The following is a 26,018-nucleotide window of genomic DNA, read 5'->3' on the forward strand; positions in this document are numbered from 1 at the left end:
GTCAGAGCGGCCAACGCAAACGCATCAAGATGGCGGTGCGCCCAACAGCTGTGAGACTTTTCGAGTGGCCAGCAGCAGCGGCTCCAACATACGGTCTTGCATCACACGGGCACTGGTTCGGTTGGCTTGACCGCTGATGTTGAGCGCCGCCACCGTCTTACCCGCGCGATTAATAACCGGTGCAGCCATGGTGATCAAGCCTTCTTCAAGTTCTTGATTCACCAGACACCAACCCTGCTTTCGCACTTGCGAAATACTGGCAGTCAAATCTTTTAGCGTGGTCAAGGTATGCGCGGTGCGCGCAGTGCGGTCGGATTGGCGCAAACAGTCCAGCATCTCCGACTCACTCAAACCGGCAAGCAGCACGCGGCCCAATGAAGTGCAAAAAGCCGGCAACCGCGAGCCCACGCCTAAGTTGATGCTCATAATTTTGTGTGTAGGCACGCGCAGCACATAAACAATGTCAGTGCCGTCAAGTACGGCTGCAGAGCAAGACTCTCTTACCGTTTCCACCAGCGCTTCCATGCTCGGTTCAGCCAAATTCCAAATCGGCATTGACGAGAGATAAGCAAAACCTAAATCGAGAATACGCGCCGTCAGGGTAAAGCGTTTGCCGTCACTCAGCACATAGCCCAGTGCCTGCAAAGTGAGCAAAATCCGGCGTGCGCCAGAGCGGCTAAGGCCCGAATTTTCGGCTACCTCGCTCAGCGTTTGACTGGGTGCAAGCGCACTAAAGGATCGAATCACTTCGAGCCCGCGTGCAAAAGACTGCACATAACCGTCGCTTGGCTCTAAACCCGAAATTCGGTTTGATGCTGCGTTTGCCATAATGATCTTTCAATTGCGCGTTTCATTATACGAACTTATGTTCTTATGACGAACAATTTACGCCAGTCCGCCCGACAGACGGAACAACTTGCCGGTAATGACTTTTAGAGGATTTGAAAAAATGATCAATAAAATTGCACTGTCTGTAGCCGATGCGCTTGCCGACACCCAAAATGGCGCGACCATACTGATAGGCGGCTTTGGCACTTCTGGTATTCCGATTGAGCTAATTGACGGTTTGCTAGAACAAGGCGCTAGTGACTTAACCGTGGTCAACAACAACGCCGGCAATGGTGAGACCGGACTGGCCGCGCTACTCAAAGCGGGTCGGGTGAGAAAAATCATTTGCAGCTACCCACGCCAAGCTGACAGTCAGGTCTTCGATGCGCTCTACCGCAGTGGCAAGCTTGAGCTTGAACTCATTCCCCAAGGCAACTTGTCCGAACGCATACGCGCAGCCGGTGCCGGCATAGGCGCATTTTTCTCGCCTACTGGATATGGCACAGAGTTGGCCAATAACACCGACGGTTCAGCCAAAGAAACCCGGGAAATTAACGGCAAACACTACGTGCTGGAGCTACCGATTTTTGGCGACGTCGCGCTAATCAAAGCAGAAAAAGGCGACCGCTGGGGCAACCTCACCTACCGCATGGCGGCGCGAAACTTCGGCCCTGTGATGGCCGCAGCGGCGCGCAAAACCGTGGCGACGGTGCATGAAATTGTGGCCTTGGGCGAGCTCGATCCCGAGCACATCATCACACCCGGCATTTTCGTGCGCCAAGTGGTGTTGATAGACCGCGTGGCAACCCAAGCCGGTGGCACCAAGCTTGCGGCATAAGCCGATTTAATTCACACGGGAATCCAACATGACTTACCAAAAACGCAGCAAAGAGCAGCTCGCCATTCGCGTTGCCCAAGACATTGGGGAAGGCAACATCGTCAACCTTGGCATAGGCATGCCAACGCTGGTGGCCAACCACATACCGGCAGATTTAGAGGTGGTGCTGCACAGCGAAAACGGTATTTTGGGCATGGGCCCAGCGCCAGCGCCAGGACTAGAAGACTACGACTTAATCAACGCCGGCAAACAGCCGGTAAGCCTGCTCAAGGGCGGCTCCTACTTTCACCACGCAGACAGCTTTGCCATGATGCGCGGCGGTCATCTGGATATTTGCGTGTTGGGCGCTTTTCAGGTCTCAGCCACCGGCGACTTGGCCAATTGGCACACCGGCGCACCGGGCGCAATTCCAGCCGTAGGCGGGGCAATGGACTTAGCCATAGGCGCGCGCCAAACCTGGGTGATGATGGATTTGCTGACCAAACAAGGTCAAAGCAAGGTGGTCGCTGAGTGCACCTATCCGTTGACTGGCATAGGTTGCGTCAAACGCATTTACTCAGAATTCGCCACACTGGCCTGTACGCCGCAGGGACTGGTGCTGATAGACCTAGTCGACGGTTTAACGCTGTCAGAGCTGGAAGCGTTGATTGGTTTACCCATCTCGCCTGCGCTCACGGTTTGAGCTTTAAGACCGACTATTTTTTTATTCACCCCAAGGAGACCACTTCATGATCAAGCAAGCTTTTATTTGTGACGCTATTCGCACCCCATTTGGCCGCTACGGCGGCGCATTGAGCAGCATACGCACCGACGATTTGGGCGCTATACCGCTGCGCGCACTGATGGCCCGCAACCCCGGCGTCGACTGGCAAGCCGTCAGCGATGTGATTTACGGCTGCGCCAATCAAGCCGGCGAGGACAACCGCAATGTAGCCCGCATGTCGGCGCTGCTAGCCGGTCTGCCAATTGAGCTGCCAGGTGCGACGATAAACCGTTTGTGCGGCTCCGGCTTGGATTCGATTGGTACGGCAGCGCGCGCCATCAAATCCGGCGAAGCCGGCATGATGATTGCCGGCGGCGTGGAAAGCATGAGCCGTGCGCCCTTTGTGATGCCCAAAGCTGAAAGCGCTTTTGGTCGCAACAACGCGGTCTACGACACCACCATAGGCTGGCGCTTTATTAACCGTTTGATGAAAGAAGCTTACGGTGTGGACTCGATGCCAGAGACCGCTGAAAACGTGGCCAGCGATTACAACATTAGCCGCGAAGACCAAGACAAGATGGCTTTGTCCAGCCAGTTAAAAGCCGTGGCCGCACAGCAGGCCGGCTACTTCGATGCCGAAATCACACCGGTAAGCATCGCGCAGAAAAAGGGCGACGCCCTTATCGTGAGTCAAGACGAACACCCACGAGCCACCAGCATGGAGTCACTAGCCCGGCTCAAAGGCGTGGTGCGGCCAGACGGTAGCGTGACAGCCGGCAATGCCAGCGGCGTGAACGATGGCGCTTGCGCGCTGCTACTAGCCGATGAGGTGAGCGCAGCAAAAAACGGTTTGACACCTCGCGCTCGCATCGTTGGCATGGCAACGGCAGGTGTTGCGCCGCGCATCATGGGTATGGGACCAGCGCCAGCGACACAAAAAGTACTGGCGTTGTGCGGCTTGAGTTTGGCCCAAATGGATGTAATTGAACTCAATGAAGCCTTTGCAGCACAAGGCTTGGCAGTGCTTCGCATGCTCGGCTTGCAAGACAACGACCCTCGCGTGAATCCCAACGGCGGCGCCATTGCGCTAGGCCACCCGCTAGGCGCGAGCGGTGCTCGCCTAGCCACGACTGCTGTCAACCAACTACACAAAAGCGGCGGACGCTATGCGTTGTGCACCATGTGTATTGGTGTTGGACAAGGAATTGCTTTGATTTTAGAACGGGTCTAAAAACTGCAAGTCCTGCGGTCAAGCCTGCGCTTGGGACAATTAACCTACTAGAGCGCAGGGGAACCCCTTTTTTTAATCGGCGGATTCAAGCTTGAAGTGCAACCGTATGCTGATAGGACTCTAACTGTTCCATAAAAACCTGATGCGGCGTTCGATACCCTAAACATTTTCTAGGACGATGATTGAGCCTGTGCATCGCTAAAGCAATGTCATCGTCGGTGATGCAATTAAAGCGCATCCCCTTTGGGAAAAACTGGCGAATCAAACCGTTCATATTCTCGTTCGCCCCACGCTCCCACGAGGCGTATGGATGGGCGAAAAAGAAATCTGCACTCAGCGCAGAAGCTATTCGTTCATGCTGGGCAAATTCCTTGCCGTTATCAGTCGTGAGAGTGTGCACGCAATGAGCGAACGGTTTGAGTAAAGTGATTAACGCGTCCCCTACGGCTTGCGCTGTTTTGAATGGCACGTGGAAAATTATTGAATAGCGAGAGACACGCTCATTAATCGTCACTAGTGCTTGCTTCTGCCCGGCACCAATCACCAGATCAGCCTCCCAGTCGCCAAAGCGCGCACGCTCAAGCACGATGTCGGGTCGCAGTTCTATTGAGACCTGGTGAGAGATGGTGCCGCGCCGTTCACGGCCACTGCTGCGTTTTTTTCGCGTCTTCTGGCAACGCAGTGTTTTATGCAAGGTGCCGCCCGCGCGTTTGTCAGCGTAGATGTACTGGTAAATGCTCTCATAGCTAACACCGGGTTGGTGGCTAGCTTCGAGGTGGCCGCTGATTTGCTCGGGGCTCCAAGCCTCAGCCAACTTTTCCTCCACTACAGCCCATGTCGAGTCAGCAACTCTAGGACTATTGGCGCAGGCAAGTCTACGTTCTTGGGCTTTGTCATTTGCCTGCTTAGGGCGATAGCCTCGTAGACCGCGGTTACGACGCAACTCACGGCTGATGCTCGATTTATCACGGTCCATCATTTTTGCAATTTCACTTTGATTGAAGTTTGCTTTGACGAGGATTGCAATCTGGTAACGTTCGTCACGGGTGAGGTGTGTGTAAATCATTCTGGGCAACTTTGACTTGGTAGTCGGGAAGCTTGGATGCTCTCACATCTCACCCACCCGTACGGTTAATTTCAAAGTTGCACTTCAGACTTGAATCCGCGATCCATAATAGTTAATAAGTAGTAACTGAACTTTAATACTCAAAAAGTTTCAGGATTCAGCTTTGACAGTGATCAACACCACTTTTGATGTATTTTAAAACTTGATAAAAGTGAGATAAAAATACATTTAAGGACATGTACTCACAATAAATGTAATAATTATTATTTCAACTAGTTCTGGTGATTTACACAATTGCCATAACAAAGTTGCAATTATTGTTAAAAATAATTAACACTCGCGCTCAATAATTGCAAATCGGCGGATAGTTGCTTAATTAATAAAATTAAAAATATTATGGCCAACAGCTTACTTTTAATCCTTTGACATGAACGAAAAGCTTGAATTCAGCGATCGCCTTCGATCAGCCATACTGGCCGCGGGCTACCCACCGAGGCCCTCTATCGTGGTGCATGAATTCAATACACGCTGGCACGGCGCGTCCATCAGCACACAAGCTGCGTGGAGCTGGCTTAACAATAAATCTATTCCTTTACAGGACAAGATACAGGTACTAGCCGAGTGGTTAAAAGTCGATGCACAGTCGCTGCGCTTTGGCGACTCGGTGCGTCACTCAGTCGGTGAAAGTGGCAAACTCTGGGGTGAAGGCTCTACATATATAGAGCGCGAAGCATTTGATGCGTTTCTAAAACTGCCAACCATGCAGCGTAAAACGGTTAGAGAAGTGATCACCGCCTTTACTTTGGCCTTTCCACACACTCAAGACGTGCAGCCAGACAAAAATATAGGCTAAAAAATATGCTGCTGACAACATAGGCATATAGTTTTCACGCAACCCTTTTCACATTTGCGTAGTTTGAATTTTGCAGCATCACAAGTTTTGTTGGTGCCCAGTTGCGCCTTTAAGCCAACGTCAAAAACACTGTGCCAGCTATGCCTAAAGCGCTCACCTAGTGAAGAAGTCATCCCAAACAAGTGCCGACAAAAACACATCAACTATAAATTGATGCAGACCGGACATTGCCGAGATGAGCAGTACACAGTCAGATCAACATAAAGCCAGCCTTGCGCTGGGCAACTATAAATAGCGTTGTCAAGCCACACCTGATTGGACGCGGATACGTCGAACTAACGCTCCAGCAAGTTAGGCCAGACTTATTTACCGTGGTTAGTATTTTTACTGCCTGAGACAAGCAAACCCAAACGACGCCCACATCTACCTTAAGTGGACGCGCAAGCGTTAAAACCGAATAAGTTAGGTGCGAATACTGGGTTCGCCATGGATTGCTTGAGGCGGCTTCCAACGTGTTCGACCGCTTGCTGCAAGAGCTGTTCGCTGTGACGTTTGCTGATGAGTTTCCTTCTCAAGGTTAGCTTTAAACCTTGAGAGGAAAGGAAAGAAAAGGACAGCACTGTCTACTTTTTTGACTGATGTTCAGTTCAGATTCCGTCGATTTAAGCGCGACGCAGTCAGTCAATTTACTTTTTTAAGAACTCAACAGGATTCGAATAAATTGTCATCTCAAACAACTATTTACGATTACAACGCATGACTTCAAATAACTAAAAACCAAGCTCAGCGACAGACATTGGATTCAATTCGGGTCTTGCTCATCCTCTAAAAACGCTTCCACATCGCTAGGCAACAACTGAATGCTGGCGCGTAAACCCGGCACGGCTTTCATCAAGGCTTGCTCCACATTGGCACGTACCGCAGCAGCTCGGCCCAAGGACCAGCGCGCTGGCATGTGCATATGCATATCGAGAAAACAGCGTTGTCCTGAGCGACGTGTGCTTAAGTGATCAAAGCGAATACTGGGGTGACGAAACTGCTCCAGGGTGCTATCAATATCGGCCAGCAATTCAGGCTCTAGCGCCTCATCCATCAGGCCTTGGGTAGACCGCCAGATGAGCTGACAGCCTTCCCACAAAATATTCAACGCCACGCCTATTGCAACCACTGCATCCAGCCAAAGCCAGCCGGTCAATAGCACCACACCTAAGCCGACGACTACGCCGACTGAGGTCCAAACATCCGTCACCAAGTGCTTGGCATCGGCATGCAAGGCAATAGATCGGTGTAGCTTAGCCGAGCGAAACATCACCCAAGCCAGCAAGCCGTTGAGCACTGAGCTAATGACAGACAGAACCAAACCCCAGCCGAGCTGCTGAACCGGTTGCGGATCAAACATGCGATGAGAAGCAGCCCAGATAATGGCCAGAGCGGCGCCCACAATTAAAGCACCCTCAAAACCCGACGAGAAATACTCGGCCTTATGGTGGCCATAAGGATGATCCTCATCAGCTGGGCGCTGGGCAATGGTCACCATGGCTAGGCCAAACATAGCACTGGCTAAGTTGACAAAAGACTCCATCGCGTCGGACAGCAAACCAACTGAGTCTGTGATGTACCAGGCGCTAGTCTTGAGCACTATGGTGATAACTGCCACAGCCACCGACACCCAAAGCAGGCGCGTGGGGGTGAGTGACTGGGTGCTAGGAAAATTCATGAAGAAATTGTGCACCAAGTAAACCTCGGTTTATTAGACGCAGGCAATACCCTGCAAACATCGCTAGCTCAGGCTAAACAGTAACAGCCGCAGCGCTACTCATAAGGCGATGGCCAGCAAATTGAGCAGTTCAGCGGCAGCGCGATCAACTCAACGTGACGCGCATAAACTTGCGCTTGCCAACCTGCAACACATAGGTGCCAGGCTCTAACTTGAGCGCCTTGTCACTGACCACACCAGAGTCAACGCGTACGCCGCCGCCTTCTATCAAACGACTCGCATCACCGCCAGAAGCAGCCAGACCCGCCGCTTTTAACAATGCACCTATGCCCATGGGCGCGCCGGCAATGCTGATGTCGTCAATCTGGTCAGGTACGCCGCCTTGGCTGCGGTTGATGAAGTCTTGCTCAGCGAGGTCTGCGTCTGCGGCGGAGTGAAAGCGTGCGGTGATTTCCTTGGCCAATGCGACCTTGGCGTCCTTGGGATTACGCCCACCGGCGACTTCGGCTTTGAATGCAGCAATCGCCGCTTCGCTCTGAAAACTCAGCAACGTGTACCACTTCCACATGAGTACATCGGAGATGCTCAGCACCTTGGCGAACATGGCGTTAGGTGCCTCTGAGATACCAATATAGTTATTCTTACTCTTAGACATCTTATCCACGCCGTCTAAGCCTTCAAGCAGTGGCATGGTCAAAATACATTGCGGCTCTTGTCCGTACTCGCTTTGTAAATGTCGACCCACCAGCAAGTTGAACTTCTGGTCGGTGCCGCCCAGTTCCAGATCGCTTTTAAGCGCAACTGAGTCGTAACCCTGCATCAGCGGATATAAAAATTCGTGGATGCTGATGGACTGGCCGCTCTTAAAGCGCTTGCTAAAGTCATCTCGCTCCATCATGCGGGCGACGTTGTACTTGGCGGCTAATTCAATCATGCCGCGCGCACCCAAAGGGTCGCTCCATTCGCTGTTGTAACGCAGCTCGGTTCGGGCCGGGTCTAGCACCAGCTCAGCTTGGCGCTTATAGGTCAGAGCGTTGACTTCGATCTGCTCACGGGTGAGCGCTGGGCGGGTATTGTTACGGCCTGAGGGATCGCCAATCGTGCTGGTAAAGTCGCCAATCAAGAAGATCACCGTGTGACCCAAGTCTTGCAGTTGGCGCATTTTGTTTAGCACGACAGTGTGGCCGATGTGGATATCGGGCGCAGTAGGGTCTAGTCCCAACTTAATGCGCAGCGGCACGCCGGTGGCTTCGCTGCGAGCAAGTTTGCGTAGCCACTCGTCCTGAGGAAGTAGCTCTTCTACGCCGCGCAGGGAGACGGCTAGCGCATGTTTGACACTGTCGGTCACGGGATGTTTTGTAACGGCTTGTTGATTCATAGGGGTTCTTTACAGACTGGGGAGTAGTCCGACAGATATACTTGCTGTTCGCCTACATCCCCTGAACTATTTTAGTGCGTGGTCAAGGCAGCTTTTGCTGACCCGAAGATTGCTAACTGGTTTCAGGAATCAATGTCTAGTTTAGAGTCCAGCAAGGACGGGTTTTACTGCTTTGCAGTGTGGCCTGACCGGCTGGTTTTTTATGCCACCTTCAGTGCGGCCATTGCCGCCTGATTGCAGCCATTGACAGTCGCTCCATGGATAGAAGATCTGGTGGACTGCTGCTGCCCTTTTAGGAATTTGCCTTGCGCCCTGCTACACCTATCCAGCTCTTTCATACAGTGGCTGAGTCTTTACGCCGCCATCCAAAACGTTTCGCCACTGGCCTTGCCGCGCTACTTTTGGGCACTGGCGTGACCGCATTTGGTGTCGCACCAGTCGCCCCCGATGTCGCACTGCTACCGGTGCGCCAAGTGTTAGAAAACGTGCAGGAAATGCCAGTTGCCAAACAATCAGAAGCTCTGGCTGATTTCCGCTTTAACCTTTACCGCAGCGAAACCACTCGCAGAAGTGACAGCGCCGACGCCTTACTCAAACGTCTGAATATTGACGACGCTCAGGCCAGCGCCTTTTTACGCAATGACGAAACCGCGCGCCTATTGTTAGCCGGCCGTCCGGGTAAGAACGTCACCGCCGAAGCCAGCGACAACCAACAACTGCTTAAGCTAAGCACACGCTGGGCCAGCGACGACGAGACCCGCTTTAAACGTTTGGTGATTGAACGCACGCCTGCGGGATTGACCTCCCGCATCGAGACAGCACCCTACACAAGCAATGCGCGACTAGCTAGCGGCAGCATTCAAAGCTCGCTTTTTGCCGCTACCGACGATGCTCAAATACCCGACAGCGTGGCAGTTCAAATCGCAGAGATGTTCTCCACCGATGTTGATTTCCGCCGCGATTTACGCAAAGGCGACCGCTTCAACGTGGTCTACGAAACCTTGGAAGCCGATGGTGAGCAAATTCGTAGCGGACGCGTGCTGTCAGCCGAGTTCGTTAACGCCGGCAAAACTTACCAAGCCATGTGGTTTCAGCCGCCTGGCATGGACAGCGCAGGCAAGCCTAACAAAGGTGGTTACTTCACACTCGATGGCAAAAGCCAACGCCGTGCATTCCTCAGCTCGCCGGTAGAGTTCTCGCGTATTAGCAGCGGATTTTCTATGCGCTTTCATCCAATACTGAAGAAATGGCGTTCCCATTTGGGTACCGACTTTGCGGCAGCCACGGGCACACCCGCACGCACCATTGGTGATGGCGTCGTCACGTTTGCAGGCGTTCAAAACGGCTTTGGCAATGTCGTTTTCATTCAGCACGCCAACCATCACGAAACCGTTTATGCGCATCTGAGCAAAATCAATGTCAAAAAAGGCCAAAAAGTAGACCAAGGTCAAACCATAGGCTTGGTCGGCATGACGGGCTGGGCCACCGGCCCACACCTTCACTTTGAAGTGCGAGTCAACGGCGTACAGGAAGACCCCATGAAGATTGCCAAAAAAAGCATGACTATTCCGCTTTCAGCCGCTGCATTACCGGTGTTCAAACAACAGTCAGCTATCGCCAAACAGCAGTTGTTGGCAGCCGCCAGCATGACGCCTAGAAGCGCTGAATAAATCGATTTTGGCCGTGCGGCTGGTTGTCTCCAGCGGCCGCGGCGACTGCGGCAAAATGCCGACATGAATGATTACTTTATTGGCCTGATGTCGGGCACTTCCTTAGATGGCGTAGACGGCGTTCTGGTTAACTTTGCGACCCAACCGCTGACTGTGATGGCAGTGGCCACAGAGCCATTTGAGCCCAACTTTAAGGCCGAGTTGCTGGCACTCAATAGTCCAGCGGGCAATGAACTGCACCGCGCGGCCTTAGCCGCCAACACCCTTGCGCGCACTTATGCGCGGGTTGTCAGCAGCCTGCTAGCTAGCACTAGCGCCAAAGGGCTTAGCCCAGCCGACATTCAAGCCATAGGTGCACACGGTCAAACCGTCAGGCACCAGCCGCAGACTGCCAACATGGCGGATGGCAACGGCTACACGATTCAACTCAACAATCCCGCCCTTTTGAGCGAGCTCTGCGGCATAGATGTAGTGGCCGACTTTCGCAGTCGGGACATCGCAGCCGGCGGCCAAGGTGCACCCTTGGTGCCAGCCTTTCACCAGCAAGTGTTTGCTCAGGCCGGACGCAGCACTGCCGTCCTCAACCTAGGCGGCATCGCCAACATCAGTCTTTTGCCAGAGAACCCGGCCACATCGGTACTGGGTTTTGACTGCGGTCCTGGCAATGCGTTGATGGATGCGTGGTGCTACACCCACACCGGGCAAGCCTTCGATTCAGGCGGTGCTTGGGCCGCTAGTGGGCAGCTAATACCCGCCCTACTTGACCGCCTGTTGGCAGAGCCGTATCTGGCTTTGCCCGCACCAAAGAGCACCGGCAGAGACCTTTTTAGCTTGAACTGGCTATCCAAGCAGCTAGAACCTTTTACAGACTGCGCAGCGAACGACATTCAAAACACATTGACTGAATTCACTGCTAAAACTTGTATTGATTGCGTGACCCGCTACGCAGCAGGCAGCGATCAATTGATTGTCTGCGGCGGTGGGGCTTACAACCTGTACCTGATGGAAAGGCTGCAAGCGGGCTTACCCAAACTTCGGGTCATGTCTTCACAAGAGCACGGCCTGGGGCCCTTAGAAGTAGAAGCAGCAGCATTTGCTTGGCTAGCGCGCCAGACCCTGCTGCGACTGCCAGGTAACTTACCCAGTGCCACCGGTGCCAAAGGATTGCGCGTACTGGGTGCGATTTATCCGGCATAAAGCGTCTTCTGGCTTTTTGCTTTTTGCTTTTTGCTTTTTGCTTTTTTGCTTTTTTGCTTTTTTGCTTTTTGCTAATCTAATTTAGGATGTAGAGAAAAGCAAAAAGCCGCCCAAAGGCGGCTTTTAATGTTTGCGCAAAAGAGCGCAGAAACTTAGGCTGAGAAGCTAGAGCCGCAGCCGCAAGTGCTGGTGGCGTTAGGGTTTTTAATCACAAATTGCGCACCTTCAAGGTCGTCTTTGTAATCAATTTCAGCGCCTACCAAATACTGATAGCTCATCGCATCAATCAACAGTGACACACCATTTTTAGTCATGGTGGTGTCGTCTTCGTTGGTGATTTCATCAAAGGTAAAACCATACTGAAAACCGGAGCAGCCGCCGCCTTGAACGAACACGCGCAGCTTCAAATCGGGATTGCCCTCTTCAGCAATCAATTCGGCAACTTTTGACGCTGCGCTGTCGGTGAAGACAAATGGGGAAGGCATTTCGGTGGTGACAAGTTCTGCAGCTGCGCTCATGGGGTACTCCGTTGTTCTAGGCTTGATCTAGTGATACTACAGCAAGTGCTTCAACCACAATAGCCGTGCGTATAAAGCATGGCTAATGCGGCATTAAGCAGCATCGACTTAAATAGAAAAAACATATGAAAAAAGCCGCCAGGCATAAAACGCGGCGGCTTTTTTCGGGGCAGCAAAGCTGCAGCGGCGAATTAACGCTTGCTGAACTGCTTGCGACGGCGAGCTGAGCGGAAACCGACTTTCTTACGCTCGACTTCACGTGCATCACGGGTCACGAAGCCAGCCTGGCTCAGAGCCGGCTTGAGGCTTGCGTCATAGTCAATCAGTGCACGGGTAATACCGTGACGGACTGCACCGGCCTGGCCGGACTCACCGCCGCCGTGGACGTTGATCATGATGTCAAACGTCTCGACGTGATTCGTCAGAAACAGGGGTTGACGGCAGATCATGATAGAGGTTTGACGACCGAAGAACACCTGGATGTCTCTGTCGTTAACCGTGATCTTGCCGGTGCCTTTTTTGATAAACACACGGGCGACGCTTGATTTGCGACGGCCGGTGCCGTTGTTCCATTCACCAATCATCTATAGCTCCTTAGATGTCCAGCACTTTAGGCTGTTGAGCGGTATGTGGATGCTCAGCACCACCATAGACCTTGAGTTTTTTGATCATCGCGTAGCCGAGCGGGCCCTTAGGCAGCATGCCCTTGACGGCTTTTTCCAAAGCGCGGCCTGGGTGTTTGGCTTGCATGTCGCGGAAGCTGGTAGCAGTGATGCCGCCTGGGTATCCGGAATGACGATAGTAAATTTTGTCAGTCGACTTAGCGCCGGTGACACGCAGCTGAGCTGCGTTGATGATGACGATGAAGTCACCGGTATCGACGTGAGGCGTGTAAATGGCCTTGTGTTTGCCGCGTAAACGGAGAGCAACTTCGCTGGCTACTCGTCCGAGGACCTTATCGGTCGCGTCAACCACAAACCACTCGTGCGTCACGTCAGCGGGTTTTGCGCTGAAGGTTTTCATGAGATTTTCTTTAAGAAAGGGTTTGTTGGGTTCTTTTCCACGGTCGGCGTTCTTCTGATGAGAACCTCTTAGGTGGGAGCTACAAGAAACATAAGAAAATACTAGTAAATAGATTTACAAATGGTTTTGCATCCTCGCCGCGGAACCACTTTGGCGCTGCGAAGCCCTCGATTATATGAATAATACGTGCCTTGCGCGTATTATTTAAAATATTGTGTCAGTAGCGACTAAAATCCTTGCATGTTTAGTTACCGCCACGCCTTTCACGCCGGCAATCACGCCGATGTACTCAAGCACACAACGCTTATCGCGTTGATGAAATATTTGACCCAAAAAGATGCCGCTCTGACGGTAATCGATACCCACGCCGGAGCCGGTTTATACCGGCTAGACGGCGACTACACCGAGACCAGCGGCGAAGCCAAGGACGGCGTATTTCGCTTATTCCCGGATCCTAAAGCCGTGGTTGAAGTTGTCGCAGGTAAAAAAGCCAGCGCCAAGACCGCCGTCAAAGCACCCTTAGCGCCAGCTCTACAGGCTTATGTTGATGCGCTAAAAGCGCTCAACCCGCAGTTTGCCGGCACCGGTGATCCGGCTCACCTGAAAATTTATCCTGGCTCGCCTTTTCTTGAGCAGCAGTTTCTCAGTGGTCGCGACAAGCTCAAGCTGTTTGAACTGCACCCCACCGATTACAAATCCCTAGCCGGCAATATCGAGCAACTTGGCGTTGGTCGCCAAGTCACTGTAGCGCGCGAAGACGGCTTTGAAGTGCTGAAAACGTTTTTACCACCACCAGCGCGTCGCGCCATGGTTTTGTGCGACCCGAGCTATGAGATGAAAAGCGACTACGCCCGCGTCAGCGCTTGCATGGCGGACGCTGTCAAGCGCTTTGCGACCGGCACTTATGTGGTTTGGTATCCCGTGATTCCGCGTCCTGAAGCACATGACTTGCCGCGCAAACTCAAGACTATCGCCACCCGCGAAGGCCGTAGTTGGCTCAACGCGGTGTTAACCGTTAAATCCAGCAAACTCACGACCGACGAAGAAGGCGAAGTCGTGCGCCCCGGCCTACCCGCCAGCGGCATGTTTGTGATCAACCCTCCACACACGCTCAAGGCCGACTTGCAAGCGGCATTGCCGCAAATGGTTGAGTTATTGGGACAAGACCGCAACGCCAGCTTTTCGCTCACGCACGGCGGATAAAAAAGATTCCTGCGCTGACTTAAGCGCAGGCTTTGAATTTGGGATTTAGGCTGGGCATAAATCCGAAAATGGTCAGTCATACTGGCCATTTTTTCATTGTTTAAAAATGCAGACGCCGGCAAATCTCAAGCGTAGCGGCGCTCTGGTTCATGCTGTAGAAATGAATCCCCGGAACGCCCGCCATGCTGAGCTGGTCACACAAGTCGGTGATCACATCTAGACCAAAACTTTTGATCGATGCCGTGTCGTCGCCAAAGCCTTGCAAGCGCAGACGAATCCAACGCGGAATTTCGGCGCCGCAAGCATCACTAAAACGCATCAGTTGGGTTGAGTTGCTAATTGGCATGATGCCGGGCACAACCGGCACATCCACGCCCAATGCAAAAGCGTCGTCAACAAACCTAAAGTAAGCGTCAGAATTAAAGAAATACTGCGTGATAGCGGAATTAGCACCGGCCTTGACCTTGGTCGCAAACGCCTGCAAATCAGCCTCGGCCGACTTGGCCTGAGGATGAATTTCTGGATAGGCGGCAACTTCAATATGAAACGCATCACCCGTCTCGGCACGAATAAATTCCACCAAATCGCTGGCGTAATGAAATTCACCCGCTGCACCATAGCCGCTGGGCAAATCGCCGCGTAACGCCACCAAGCGTTTCACACCCATGGCGCGCAAGGTAGCGAGTTGCTCGCGCACCAAACTCTTTGTGGCACCAACACATGAAAAATGACTGGCGGCGTCCACGCCCTCGGCCAGAATTTCGCCGACTGCCGCGAAAGTACCAGACTGAGTAGAGCCGCCCGCACCAAAGGTCACCGAACAGAATTCAGGTTTTAGCGCATACAACTCTTGCCTAACCAGGCGCAGCTTGGCCGCACCTTCCTCGGTTTTGGTGGGGAAAAATTCAAAGCTAATAGGCAAAGTCATTACGCGCTCACTTTTGCAATCGGGTCGGTGTCGACAAGTATTGGCTATTGAAAATTATTCTTGCTCTGGCTTGACGCGGCGCTTGGCCCGCGCTGGGCCGTGTTGGCCGGCGTGTGCGGCTTCTGGGTCCTCATGCGGCTCGTACGTCAATGGATGGAGCATGGAGCGCGGCAAACGCTTAGGGGATTGCCGCGGTGGCGCAGCCGCCAGTGGCTGGTCTTCGCCCTCCACTAACAAGCCTTTTTCCGCATGAATAAAAAATTCACGGTTGCCATCGCCGCCAGCAATCGGTGACTCCATCCAGGCCAGCACTTTAAAGCCTAGACCCTCGCAGGTATCACGCAGGCGCTGCTCAACAAACTCAAAATGCACCGGGTCACGCACAATGCCGCCCTTGCCGATTTGGCCGGGCTGGAGTTCAAACTGGGGTTTCACCAGCATGAGTAAATGACCACCCGGCTTGAGTAAGCGCACTACTGCAGGCAATACCAAAGTCAGCGAGATGAAGGATAAGTCGCCGGTTAAGAAATCAAAGGGTTCTAACAAATCGGCAGGCTCAGCGTCCTCGTCGTCATACGAATTTTTACGCTCGTCGACTTCCGAACCATTGAGTTTGATATGCAGAGCGCGGCTGTAGTGTTCCGCCATGTCTTCGGCAGTCAGCGAGCGCGCATTCACGCCCTCAATACACACGACACGCTCGTCGGAGCGCATGCTGGGGTGTAGCTGACCGTGGCCAACATCAACACCCACGACTTGGCTGGCACCGGCTTGCAGCATGCAATCGGTAAAGCCGCCAGTCGATTGGCCTATGTCTAGGCAGCGCAGACCGGTCACGCTCAGGGCGGTGCGGTTTAAAGCACCTTCGAGTTTGAGACCGCCGCGCGAGATAAATTTGGCCTCGGTGTTGTCAAGCACGTGGAGCTCGGCAACATCAGGCACTTCGTCGCCGTTTTTGGCAACGCGTTTCCATGCAGCCTCCACATCGACACGCCACTGCACACCCGAAGCGATCAGGCGCTGGGCCTGGGAACGAGTAGTGGCAAAGCCATGTTCGACGAGAAATAAATCAGCACGCATAGTGGGTTCTTCAAAAAAAACAGTTAATAAATACCAAGCGGCCGGACTGGCTAAACGTTTAGCGCCAGCCCCGGCCACCAGCATTCAATCGGGAAAATCAATACCGGTAGGCATTGGCCTTGTATGGGCCGGCTTTGGACACGCCGATGTAAGCAGCTTGCTCATCGCTGAGTTCGCTGAGCACTGCGCCAACCTTTTTCAGGTGCAGGCGCGCCACTTTTTCATCCAAATGCTTGGGCAGCACGTAGACCTTGCCGGACTCGTACTGGGCTTGCTTGGTGAACAGTTCGATCTGCGCAATGGTTTGGTTTGCAAAGCTAGACGACATCACAAAGCTTGGGTGGCCAGTGCCGCAACCGAGGTTCACGAGGCGGCCTTTGGCCAACAAAATAATCCGCTTGCCGTCTGGGAAAATCACATGATCGACTTGCGGCTTGATTTCTTCCCACTCGCATTTTTCGAGCGAGACCACATCGATTTCGTTATCAAAGTGGCCGATATTGCAAACAATCGCTTGGTCCTTCATGGCGGCCATGTGGTCATAAGTGATGACGTTTTTGTTGCCGGTAGCGGAGACAAAAATATCGCACTTATCGGCTGCGTATTCCATGGTCACGACTTTGTAGCCTTCCATGGCTGCTTGCAGCGCATTGATAGGATCAATCTCTGTCACCCAGACCTGTGCGCTGAGTGCGCGCAGCGCCTGTGCCGAGCCCTTGCCCACGTCACCGTAACCGGCCACGAGAGCGACCTTGCCAGCAATCATCACATCGGTCGCGCGTTTGATGGCGTCAACCAATGACTCGCGGCAGCCGTACAAATTGTCGAACTTGGACTTGGTGACCGAGTCATTGACGTTAATCGCGCGGAAAGCCAAAGTGCCCTTGACCGACATTTCATTTAAGCGCAGCACGCCGGTCGTGGTTTCTTCTGTCACGCCAATGATATTTTTCAGGCGGCGGCTATACCAAGTCGAATCAATCGCGAGCTTGGCCTTGATGGCGTTGAACAAGCAAATTTCTTCTTCGCTACCCGGCTTGGAGATGACGCTGGCGTCGGTCTCGGCTTGGGTTCCCAAATGCATCAGCAGCGTCGCATCGCCGCCGTCATCCAAAATCATGTTTGGGCCTTCTTCGGGCGTGCCCTTGGCGCCTTTAAATTCAAAAATGCGGTGGGTGTAATCCCAGTAGTCATCTAGACTTTCGCCCTTAATAGCGAAGACTGGCGTGCCGGCTTGCGCAATCGCAGCAGCTGCATGGTCTTGGGTCGAGTAGATGTTGCAAGAAGCCCAGCGCACGTCGGCGCCCAAAGCTTGCAAGGTCTCAATCAGCACGCCAGTTTGAATGGTCATGTGCAGCGAGCCAGTGATACGCGCGTTTTTCAGTGGCTGGGAATTGGCGAATTCTTCGCGAATAGCCATCAGGCCGGGCATTTCAGTCTCAGCAATTTTGAGCTCTTTACGGCCCCATGCAGCGAGGGATGGGTCAGCAATAATGCAGTCATTGACTGCGCTGGCGATAGGTTTTAGGACGGCGTTCATGCGGTTCTCCAAAAATGACAAAACATCTAACTGGGCAAAATGGCCACAGGCACGATGCGATTAGAGGCTGTGATGAAAGATCGTTCACCCGGCGTAAAAGCACATGCGGGTGAGCGTGGTTGCAGATGAGTCCTGAGCCTAGTCCACATGGTATGGCTTGCAACGCTCCTCAGGAAGCTACTATTGTAACCAGTAACTAGCCCTTCGCAGATTAGGGGACATGCGAAAATTTGAGGCATGCAAGCACTTGTTAACTGGCCGCTAGAAACGCGGCGCAAAATCACCGGCGTCTTTACTGACATCGACGACACATTAACCACTGAAGGCGTCATCACGCCGGATGCATTAGCAGCGCTAAGCGCGCTCAAAACCGCAGGAGTTGAAGTCATCGCCATCACCGGAAGACCGGTGGGCTGGAGCGAGCCGTTTGCGCGCAGTTGGCCGGTAAACGCCATAGTCGCTGAAAACGGCGCAGTCATCATCACCGCCGCAGCCGATACAGGCATCACCAAGGTTTATCAGCAAAGTGCAGCAATGCGCGCACAAAACTTTGCGCGCATGCAGCAGGTGCTGAAAGAAATCGAGCGCGATATACCCGGCGCAAAACGCGCCACCGACTCGGCAGGACGCGAAACCGATATCGCCATAGACCACAGCGAATTTGCCCAATTAGACCAAGCGCAAATTGAGGCAGTGCTCAAGCGCATGCAAAGCTGCGGCCTGCAAGCGAGCGTCAGCAGCATTCACATCAACGCTTGGTATGGCCAGCACAACAAGCTGCAAGGCGCGCATTGGGTGGTAGAAAAACTGCTGCAACGCCGTCTTGCAAGCGAGATGGACAACTGGGTTTTCGTCGGCGACTCAACCAACGACCAGCTGATGTTTGGCGCTTTTAACAGCAGCATGGGCGTGGCCAATATCGCGCGCTTTGTGCCGCAGCTCACGCACCTGCCGCGCTACGTCACCACAGGTGAGCGCGGTGCTGGGTTTGCGCAGATGGTCACTCAACTGCTAGCAGCACGGGAAACTCACAATACGCATTGAGCGATTCACAAGATCAAGCGCTGCCCGGCCGACATTACTGGGCTTTAGCCAGACCCAGCTTTTCAATCAGCGCTTTCTCACGCGTGAAAGTCACATCCGCAAACTTTCCGTAATCAGCTGAACTCTTGTAAATCGGCAGCATGTCGTAGCGCTCCAGCGCGGTCAAAAATCCGGGCTGCTCCATGGACTGTTTAAACGCATCATGCAAGCGCTTAACCACATCCGGCGGTGTACCGCGTGGACCGGCGATACCGAACGGCGAATTCTGCACAATATTTATGCCCAACTCCTTGAGCGTAGGTGCTGTCGGGAACTTGGCCAACCGAGTTTCCCCCCACGTATTAAGAACGCGCAGCTTGCCCGTTTCGACCAGCGGCGCAAAGCCGGTGGAGTCGGCTGCCGCCATCAAGTGGCCGCCCGAAATAGCTTGCGCCAGATCCGCGCTGCCCTTGTAGGGAATATGTAGCAACTCGATGCCCAACTGCTGTGCGATCAGCTCCATGGTCAGATGCGGACTGGTTAGCGTGCCAGTAGAGCCGTAACTCAGCGTGCCAGGATTCGCACGCGCAAAGCGCACAAAATCAGCCCAATCTTTGATCGGCGAATTCATAGGAACCACTACGCCGAACGCATAGCCAGTGACATTGATGATGTAGCTCAAGTCCTTGACTGGATCCCAATTAATTTTTGTCGTGTACGGCAAGCGGAACACGCCCAGGGGAATCTGCGCCAAGGTATAGCCGTCAGGGCTACTGCTTTGCAGCATTTGCGCCGGCAGCGTACCGCCGGCGCCGGACTTGTTTTCAATAATGACTGGCTGACCCAGAACGCGCGAAGCACCATCGGCCAACGAACGCATGGTCAGATCGGTAGGGCCGCCCGGTGGAAAGGCCACCAGCAGCTTGATAGGTCGGCTAGGAAAGCCAGCCGGCTGAGCCTGAGCTGACGCGCCTAAGGCGGGCAAAGCAAGAGCGGCGGCGGATTGAAGAAGATGGCGGCGTTGCATAAGCGTCGTCCTGACTGTATGAGGTACTCGTGAGTACTGAAGGAAAATAATGCTAATCGATTGAAAGCACCTTTCATTTTGCTTTCAAATTAGCACTGACGCATCAGGGCAAGACCTTAGTTCTGTCGCCTATGCACCACCAGCCCAGACTCTTTTCAAACCCGCGCTAAGACACTGCGCAGCGCATTGCCGGTATGGGTGCGCAATCTCACTACCTCTTCAGGCGGCGCTGCGGCGACCACGCTGCCGCCGGCGTTACCGCCGTCAGGACCTAGGTCAATCACCCAGTCGGCCTCGGCGATCACGTCCAGATCGTGCTCAATCACCACCACGCTGTGGCCGCCATTGACCAAGCGGTGCAGCACATGGATTAGCTTTTCAACGTCCGCCATATGCAGGCCTACAGTGGGCTCGTCCAGCACGTACAAAGTGTGCGGGGCTTTTTGGCCACGTCGGGTGATGTCGTCGCGCACCTTGCTCAGTTCAGTCACTAGCTTGATGCGCTGAGCCTCGCCGCCCGACAACGTGGGAGACGGCTGACCCAACGTCAAATAACCCAAACCTACGTCTTTAAGCAGTTGCAGCGGATGACCAATCGAGGGCATGGAAGCGAAGAAGGTGACCGCTTCATCGACTTCCATTTGCAGCACATCGCCAATGCTTTTTCCACGCCAAGTCACGGCCAGCGTTTCGGGATTAAAACGCGCACCGCTACAGGTCTCGCACAACACTTTAACGTCTGGCAAAAAGCTCATGCCGATAGTGCGCACGCCCGCGCCTTCGCAGGTCGGGCAGCGGCCTTCACCGGTGTTGAATGAAAAACGCCCCGCCGCATAGCCGCGTGCACGCGCTTCCAGCGTGTCGGCAAACAGCTTGCGTATGGTGTCCCAAAAGCCGATATAAGTCGCTGGGCAACTGCGCGGCGTTTTGCCGATTGGCGTTTGATCAACCTCAAGTACACGGTCCACCACGCGGTAACCGTCAATGCTTTCGCAACCAGTCCAAGTGGGGTGTTTACCGGCTGCATCTTCTTCGCGGCCAGCCTTGGTCGAGCGCTGGGAAACGGCTGCGTGGACGTTGCTCAGCATCACGTCTCGGGCCAAGGTAGATTTGCCAGAACCAGAAACACCCGTCACCGCCACCAGTCGGTAGAGCGGGACTTTTATGGATACCGTTTTGAGGTTGTGCAAGTCAGCCTTGACTATGCCCAGCCAAGCGGTGACCGGGTTGACGGCCGCTGGCAGCGCGTTGTGCGCGATGCTGGCGGCAGCGGCATTGGTTTTGATTGCCAGCGCTTTTTGTTCTGCCAGCGCTTTTTTACTCAGTGGTTTTATGACGGGTTTGGCTTCGCCAGCGTCCAATTCAGAACCCAATGCTTCGGGCTCGGGCTCAGCAAAAGGCAGCGTCGGACGACGCGCATGCAGCGGGTGAATCAAAGGGTGAGCTAAATAGCGACCAGTGAGCGATTCAGGCACTGCGGATATTTGCGCCGCCGTTCCCTGCGCGACCAACAGGCCACCACGACTGCCGGCGCCCGGGCCTATGTCGATGATGTTATCGGCACGGCGAATCGTGTCTTCGTCATGCTCGACCACCACCAAGGTGTTGCCGCGCTCGCTGAGTTTTCCCAGTGCGCTAAGCAGTATCTGGTTGTCACGCGGGTGCAGGCCAATGGTTGGCTCGTCGAGCACATAGCAAACCCCTTGCAGATTCGAGCCCAGCTGAGCCGCCAGCCGAATCCGCTGCGCTTCGCCGCCCGACAAGGTGGGCGCGCCACGGTCTAGCGTGAGGTAACCCAAACCCACATCGGCGAGAAACTCTAGCCGGCTCTTGATCTCGGGAATCAGGTCACGGGCAATGCCGGCTTCGCGCCCGGTCAGCGTGAGGGTTTCAACCCAAGCCCGTACATCGGTAACAGAAAGGCGCGCAATCTCGGCAATGCCCACGCCGGCAAAACGCACGGCTCTGGCTTGTGCGTTCAGTCGGGTCCCAGCACAAGTTGGGCAGGCAGCGTCTGTCATATCGTCGGCATCGGCCTCAACAAAGCTTTGTTCACGGCCTTTGGTCTCGTCGTCGCGCACCGAGTCATCAAATACTTTGCGCTGCTCTTTGCTCAAGCGCACGCCAGTTCCTACGCAATCGGGGCACCAGCCGTGTTTGCTGTTGTAGCTAAACAGTCTAGGGTCTAGCTCGGGATAAGACGTCGCGCAAACCGGGCACGCGCGCTTGGTCGAAAACACTTCGATATGGCCCAAAGCTTTGGTGGGAGTGCCCTCTTGCATGGCTAGCTTCAGTCCGTCCAAAGGCGCTAATACATTGACCACGCCTTTGCCATGTTGCAGCGCTGTCGAGAGTGCTTGGCGCAGTGCGGCTTCTTGGTCGGCGCGCACATGAATGTCGGCGACCGGAAGTTCTATCGTGTGTTCTTTAAAACGGTCAATACGCGGAAAACCAGTGGTCGGCACGAAGTCACCGTCAACCCGTAAATGCGTGTAGCCACGCGGTTTGGCCCAATCGGCGAGCTCGTTATACAGACCTTTGCGGGCGATCACCAAAGGCGCGAGCAAACCGATGTGCTTGCCGCGATAAGTCTTGAGCAACTGAGCAGCAATCGAGTCGGCGCTTTGCGGCATCACCGCTGCACCCTCTTTGGTGCAGTGCTGAATGCCTAGCTTGACGTAGAGCAGGCGCAGGAAATGCCAGACCTCGGTAGTCGTGCCCACCGTGGATTTGCGGCCACCGCGGGACAGCCGCTGCTCTATCGCCACCGTCGGTGGAATGCCGTAGACCGCATCTACCTCGGGTCGACCAGCCGGCTGCACAATGCTGCGCGCGTAAGCGTTGAGCGACTCTAAATAACGCCGCTGACCTTCGTTAAAAAGGATGTCAAAAGCCAGCGTCGATTTACCTGAACCCGACACCCCAGTGACCACATTGAACTTGCCGCGCGGAATGTTCACCGACAGGCTTTTGAGATTGTTCTCTTTGGCGTTAACGATTTGAATCAGATTCGAAAACACCGGCCGCTTAGCCGGCGCCCTGGGTTTGATGTCTTGCACCGCATAGATCTTGCCCATGCTTTGCTCGTAATCGCGCAACGCTTTGGCGGTGTGCGAGCTGGGGTGCTCACGCACCGTCTCGGGTGTGCCTTGGGCGACTAACAAACCACCGCCCTCGCCGCCTTCAGGGCCCAAATCTATTAGCCAGTCGGCCGAGCGAATCACGTCTAAATTGTGCTCAATGATGATGAGCGAATGACCCGCATCGAGAAGCTTTCGCAGCGCTCGCATCAGCTTGGCGATGTCGTCAAAATGCAGGCCAGTGGTTGGCTCATCAAACAAAAACAAAATACCGCGGCCAGGTGTTTTCAAAGCCAAAGCTTGTTTGCTGGCGCTTAGCGTTTTGCTGGCATCGGCCAAATAGCCGGCAAGCTTGAGGCGCTGCGCCTCACCACCTGAGAGCGTAGGCACGGGCTGGCCTAGCTTGACGTAGTCCAAGCCGACATCAACGATGGGCTGCAAAGCTCGCACTACTTCGCGGTCTTGGGCAAAAATCAATACCGCTTCGCTGACCGTGAGGTTGAGCACGTCAGACACATTCATAGCAAGGGAACTGGCCTGACCAATCGGTTGGCGCTCAATCGTGACTTCTAGCACCTCGGGGCGATAGCGCTTGCCGTCACAGTCTGGGCAGCGCAAATACACGTCGCTTAAAAACTGCATTTCAACATGCTCAAAACCAGAGCCGCCGCAGGTCGGGCAGCGTCCGTCGCCACCGTTAAAACTGAACTTAGACGCGGTGTAACTGCGCTCACGCGATAACGGGGCTTGGGCAAACAATTCACGCACGGCGTCCCATGCACCGACATAGCTGGCGGGGTTAGAACGTGCGGTTTTTCCAATCGGTGATTGGTCTACAAACACCACATCACTGAGGCGATCAGCACCCATTAGCCGGTCATGCAAACCCGGAGTTTCGGTGGCTTTACCAAACTGGCGCAGCAATGCTGGCGCGAGTATGTCTTGCATCAAAGTCGATTTTCCTGAACCGCTCACGCCGGTCACACAGACCAAGCGTTGCAGTGGAAATTCAATCGTGAGATTTTTAAGATTGTGGTCGCGCGCGCCTTCGAGAATCAAACGCGGCGTGCTCTCAGTCACCGCACGCTTAAAGCCCATGCCAACGCGTTTACGGGAACCCAGATAAGCACCGGTCAAAGTATCCGCATGTTTCAAATCATCCGGCGTGCCGTCAAACACAATCTGCCCGCCCTTCTCGCCGGGGCCCGGGCCCATGTCAATCATGCGGTCGGCGGCCAGCATCACGGCCGGATCATGCTCGACCACCACCAAGGTATTGCCGGCATCGCGCAAGCGGTGCATGGCTTGGGTGATGCGATTCATATCACGCGGGTGCAGGCCGATGGAAGGCTCATCGAGCACAAATAAAGTGTTAACTAGCGAAGTGCCCAGCGCTGTGGTTAGGTTGATGCGCTGCACCTCACCGCCAGACAGCGTGCGGCTTTGCCGGTCTAGCGTGAGGTAACCAATACCCACATCGCAAAGGTATTTGAGCCGAGTTTGAATTTCTTCAAACAGCGACTTCAAGGCTTTTTGTTCAGCGTCATCCGACAACGCTGCAAGCGACAAACTGGCAGAAAACTTTTGCAAACGATCAATCGGCAAATGCATCAAGTCGTGCAAACTCAAACCCGGCATAGCTTCTAGTTGCTCACGGCTCCAGCTCACGCCCACCGGCATGAAACGCTGCGCAGCAGGCAACACTGCATCAGCAGATTCTTTGCTGCCCAAGCGCCATTGCAAAGCTTCAAGTTTTAAGCGAGCGCCGCCACAAACATCGCAAGGCGTGTAGCTGCGGTACTTAGACAGCAGCACACGGATGTGCATTTTGTAGGATTTACTTTCCAGGTATTCAAAGAAACGCTTAATGCCAAACCAGTGCTGGCTCCACTTTCCATTCCAGTTGGGCGATCCATTAATCACCCAGGCTTGATGCGCAGGCGACAACTTATACCAAGGCGTGTCACGCGGAATACCCGCGGCTTCGGCATGGCGCATCAAGTCATCTTGGGCTTCTTTCCAAGCCGGTGTTTGCATCACCTTGATGGCGCCACCGCGTAGCGTGAGCTTGTCATTCGGAATGACTAGTCCGTAGTCCACACCAATCACACGGCCAAAGCCGCGGCAAGTCTCGCAAGCGCCCAATGCAGAATTAAACGAGAACAAAGAAGGCGTTGGCTCGGCGTAACGCAAATCACTTTGCGGGCAATGCAAACCGCTGGAAAAGCGCAGCATTTCTTCTGGCGCTGAGTCCGCATTTTGCAGGTAAACATTGATGCGGCCACCGCGTTTAAGTGCAGTTTCTATGGCTTCAACAACGCGTACTTTTTCGACTGAATGCAAGCGAAAGCGATCGGCCACCACATCGAGTAACTGGTGCGGCCCGGCCGGCGTAGCGACTTCGCGCTGGGCATGGATGCGGGTAAAGCCACTGGCGGACAACCACTGCTCGATTTGCTCCAGACTGGTATTACCCGGCAACTCCACCGGAAAAGTCAGCACCACACGTGGATCTCCATCACGGGTGCGTTCAGCGAGTGCTGCATAAATTGATTCTGGCGTGTCGCTGTGCACTGACTGCGCGGTCTGCCGGTCAAACAGTTGCGCCGAGCGCGCATACAAAAGTTTGAGATGATCGTTCAGCTCTGTCATGGTGCCGACGGTAGAGCGCGAACTGCGCACCGGATTGGTCTGGTCTATCGCAATGGCTGGCGGCACACCTTCGACTTTGTCTACCGCAGGTTTATCCATGCGGTCTAGGAACTGGCGCGCATAGGCCGAAAAGGTCTCTACGTAGCGGCGCTGGCCTTCGGCAAACAAAGTGTCAAACACCAGAGAGGACTTGCCCGAGCCACTCGGCCCGGTGACCACGGTCATCTCATTGGTGCGTATATCCAGATCAATGTTTTTAAGATTGTGCTGGCGTGCACCGCGAATTCGGATTGTTCCCTGTGGCATGAATGACTCTTTTACTGGTGAGGTAAAACATTTTAGACACGCAGGCCGGATGCTAATTCGGGACCGGTAAAGCCCTTTTTTGCGGGCTATAGGAAACCTGCATTTCGTTGAGATGCTGGTTGACGCGCGAGAAAAATCGGCTTGCATTGCGAGGCTT

20 protein-coding genes and 1 riboswitch are annotated in these 26,018 nt (G+C 54.1%); of the genes, 8 read left to right on the forward strand and 12 right to left on the reverse strand.

Translation table 11 applies throughout. From position 1 onward, the window contains the following. Nucleotides 1-24: 24 nt before the first annotated feature. Nucleotides 25-828, reverse strand: coding sequence for an IclR family transcriptional regulator domain-containing protein (locus tag HC248_RS15225; RefSeq protein ID WP_168923217.1), 804 nt, complete (start codon nucleotides 826-828; stop codon nucleotides 25-27). Between the two features lie 121 nt (nucleotides 829-949). Here HC248_RS15225 and HC248_RS15230 point away from each other — a divergent pair, with 121 nt between their 5' ends. From HC248_RS15230 to pcaF, 3 genes are read left to right on the forward strand one after another with little or no spacing between them, the layout of a single operon-like run. After that, nucleotides 950-1,666: a 3-oxoacid CoA-transferase subunit A gene (locus HC248_RS15230; protein WP_168923218.1), complete on the forward strand. Its 717-nt coding sequence runs from the start codon at nucleotides 950-952 to the stop codon at nucleotides 1,664-1,666. A gap of 28 nt (nucleotides 1,667-1,694) precedes the next feature. Beyond that, entirely contained in the window at nucleotides 1,695-2,348 is a 654-nt protein-coding gene (locus HC248_RS15235) for a 3-oxoacid CoA-transferase subunit B (RefSeq protein ID WP_168923219.1), read from the forward strand. A 46-nt stretch (nucleotides 2,349-2,394) separates the two neighbouring features. Then, nucleotides 2,395-3,600, forward strand: coding sequence for a 3-oxoadipyl-CoA thiolase (gene pcaF, locus HC248_RS15240; RefSeq protein ID WP_168923220.1), 1,206 nt, complete (start codon nucleotides 2,395-2,397; stop codon nucleotides 3,598-3,600). 85 nt (nucleotides 3,601-3,685) lie between these two features. Here pcaF and HC248_RS15245 read toward each other — a convergent pair whose 3' ends face one another. Next, nucleotides 3,686-4,666, reverse strand: coding sequence for an IS30 family transposase (locus HC248_RS15245; RefSeq protein ID WP_168920864.1), 981 nt, complete (start codon nucleotides 4,664-4,666; stop codon nucleotides 3,686-3,688). 427 nt (nucleotides 4,667-5,093) lie between these two features. On the opposite strand from HC248_RS15245, the gene HC248_RS15250 reads away from it, so the two are divergent. Next, complete coding sequence (locus tag HC248_RS15250; protein ID WP_168923221.1) at nucleotides 5,094-5,519, forward strand: transcriptional regulator; 426 nt, start codon at nucleotides 5,094-5,096, stop codon at nucleotides 5,517-5,519. A gap of 802 nt (nucleotides 5,520-6,321) precedes the next feature. Here HC248_RS15250 and HC248_RS15255 read toward each other — a convergent pair. Next, complete coding sequence (locus HC248_RS15255) at nucleotides 6,322-7,236, reverse strand: cation diffusion facilitator family transporter (RefSeq protein WP_168923222.1); 915 nt, start codon at nucleotides 7,234-7,236, stop codon at nucleotides 6,322-6,324. 145 nt (nucleotides 7,237-7,381) lie between these two features. Further along, nucleotides 7,382-8,614, reverse strand: a complete 1,233-nt coding sequence (tyrS, locus tag HC248_RS15260) for a tyrosine--tRNA ligase (protein ID WP_168923223.1) — start codon at nucleotides 8,612-8,614, stop codon at nucleotides 7,382-7,384. A gap of 305 nt (nucleotides 8,615-8,919) precedes the next feature. On the opposite strand from tyrS, the gene HC248_RS15265 reads away from it, so the two are divergent. Further along, a complete protein-coding gene (locus HC248_RS15265) occupies nucleotides 8,920-10,284 on the forward strand; it encodes a M23 family metallopeptidase (RefSeq protein ID WP_168923224.1) in 1,365 nt (454 codons plus the stop codon). 63 nt (nucleotides 10,285-10,347) lie between these two features. Next, nucleotides 10,348-11,481 carry an anhydro-N-acetylmuramic acid kinase gene (locus tag HC248_RS15270; protein WP_168923225.1) on the forward strand — a complete coding sequence of 378 codons (1,134 nt, stop codon included), beginning with the start codon at nucleotides 10,348-10,350 and terminating at the stop codon, nucleotides 11,479-11,481. Between the two features lie 152 nt (nucleotides 11,482-11,633). On the opposite strand, the gene erpA is transcribed toward HC248_RS15270, so the two are convergent. The 3 genes from erpA to rplM all read right to left on the reverse strand — a co-directional run bounded on the left by erpA (nucleotide 11,634) and on the right by rplM (nucleotide 13,022). Then, nucleotides 11,634-11,999 (reverse strand): iron-sulfur cluster insertion protein ErpA, encoded by a 366-nt coding sequence (gene erpA / locus HC248_RS15275; RefSeq protein ID WP_168923226.1) that lies wholly within the window; start codon nucleotides 11,997-11,999, stop codon nucleotides 11,634-11,636. A gap of 191 nt (nucleotides 12,000-12,190) precedes the next feature. Beyond that, a complete protein-coding gene (gene rpsI / locus HC248_RS15280; protein ID WP_168923227.1) occupies nucleotides 12,191-12,583 on the reverse strand; it encodes a 30S ribosomal protein S9 in 393 nt (130 codons plus the stop codon). Between the two features lie 10 nt (nucleotides 12,584-12,593). Next, nucleotides 12,594-13,022 (reverse strand): 50S ribosomal protein L13, encoded by a 429-nt coding sequence (rplM, locus tag HC248_RS15285; RefSeq protein WP_168923228.1) that lies wholly within the window; start codon nucleotides 13,020-13,022, stop codon nucleotides 12,594-12,596. Between the two features lie 240 nt (nucleotides 13,023-13,262). Here rplM and HC248_RS15290 point away from each other — a divergent pair, with 240 nt between their 5' ends. Next, the gene (locus HC248_RS15290) at nucleotides 13,263-14,225 is read left to right on the forward strand and encodes a 23S rRNA (adenine(2030)-N(6))-methyltransferase RlmJ (protein ID WP_168923229.1); all 963 of its coding nucleotides are present in this window, start codon (nucleotides 13,263-13,265) and stop codon (nucleotides 14,223-14,225) included. Nucleotides 14,226-14,325: 100 nt separating this feature from the next. Here the strand turns inward: HC248_RS15290 and metF are convergent, their stop codons facing one another. From metF to ahcY, 3 genes are all read right to left on the reverse strand, one after another. After that, nucleotides 14,326-15,153: a methylenetetrahydrofolate reductase [NAD(P)H] gene (gene metF / locus HC248_RS15295; protein ID WP_168923230.1), complete on the reverse strand. Its 828-nt coding sequence runs from the start codon at nucleotides 15,151-15,153 to the stop codon at nucleotides 14,326-14,328. A 54-nt stretch (nucleotides 15,154-15,207) separates the two neighbouring features. After that, on the reverse strand, nucleotides 15,208-16,233 hold the full coding sequence (locus tag HC248_RS15300) for a TlyA family RNA methyltransferase (protein WP_168923231.1): 1,026 nt from the start codon (nucleotides 16,231-16,233) through the stop codon (nucleotides 15,208-15,210). Between the two features lie 97 nt (nucleotides 16,234-16,330). Further along, a complete protein-coding gene (gene ahcY / locus HC248_RS15305; protein ID WP_168923232.1) occupies nucleotides 16,331-17,773 on the reverse strand; it encodes an adenosylhomocysteinase in 1,443 nt (480 codons plus the stop codon). Between the two features lie 104 nt (nucleotides 17,774-17,877). After that, nucleotides 17,878-17,950, reverse strand: a riboswitch (S-adenosyl-L-homocysteine riboswitch). A gap of 60 nt (nucleotides 17,951-18,010) precedes the next feature. Between ahcY and HC248_RS15310 the strand changes: the two genes are divergently transcribed. Further along, the gene (locus tag HC248_RS15310) at nucleotides 18,011-18,817 is read left to right on the forward strand and encodes an HAD-IIB family hydrolase (RefSeq protein ID WP_168923233.1); all 807 of its coding nucleotides are present in this window, start codon (nucleotides 18,011-18,013) and stop codon (nucleotides 18,815-18,817) included. Nucleotides 18,818-18,851: 34 nt separating this feature from the next. Here HC248_RS15310 and HC248_RS15315 read toward each other — a convergent pair whose 3' ends face one another. Both HC248_RS15315 and uvrA read right to left on the reverse strand, forming a co-directional pair. Then, on the reverse strand, nucleotides 18,852-19,823 hold the full coding sequence (locus HC248_RS15315) for a tripartite tricarboxylate transporter substrate binding protein (protein WP_168923234.1): 972 nt from the start codon (nucleotides 19,821-19,823) through the stop codon (nucleotides 18,852-18,854). A 155-nt stretch (nucleotides 19,824-19,978) separates the two neighbouring features. Next, on the reverse strand, nucleotides 19,979-25,861 hold the full coding sequence (gene uvrA / locus HC248_RS15320; RefSeq protein WP_168923235.1) for an excinuclease ABC subunit UvrA: 5,883 nt from the start codon (nucleotides 25,859-25,861) through the stop codon (nucleotides 19,979-19,981). Nucleotides 25,862-26,018: the final 157 nt, after the last annotated feature.

The organism is Polaromonas vacuolata (assembly GCF_012584515.1).
Lineage (GTDB): Bacteria > Pseudomonadota > Gammaproteobacteria > Burkholderiales > Burkholderiaceae_C > Polaromonas > Polaromonas vacuolata.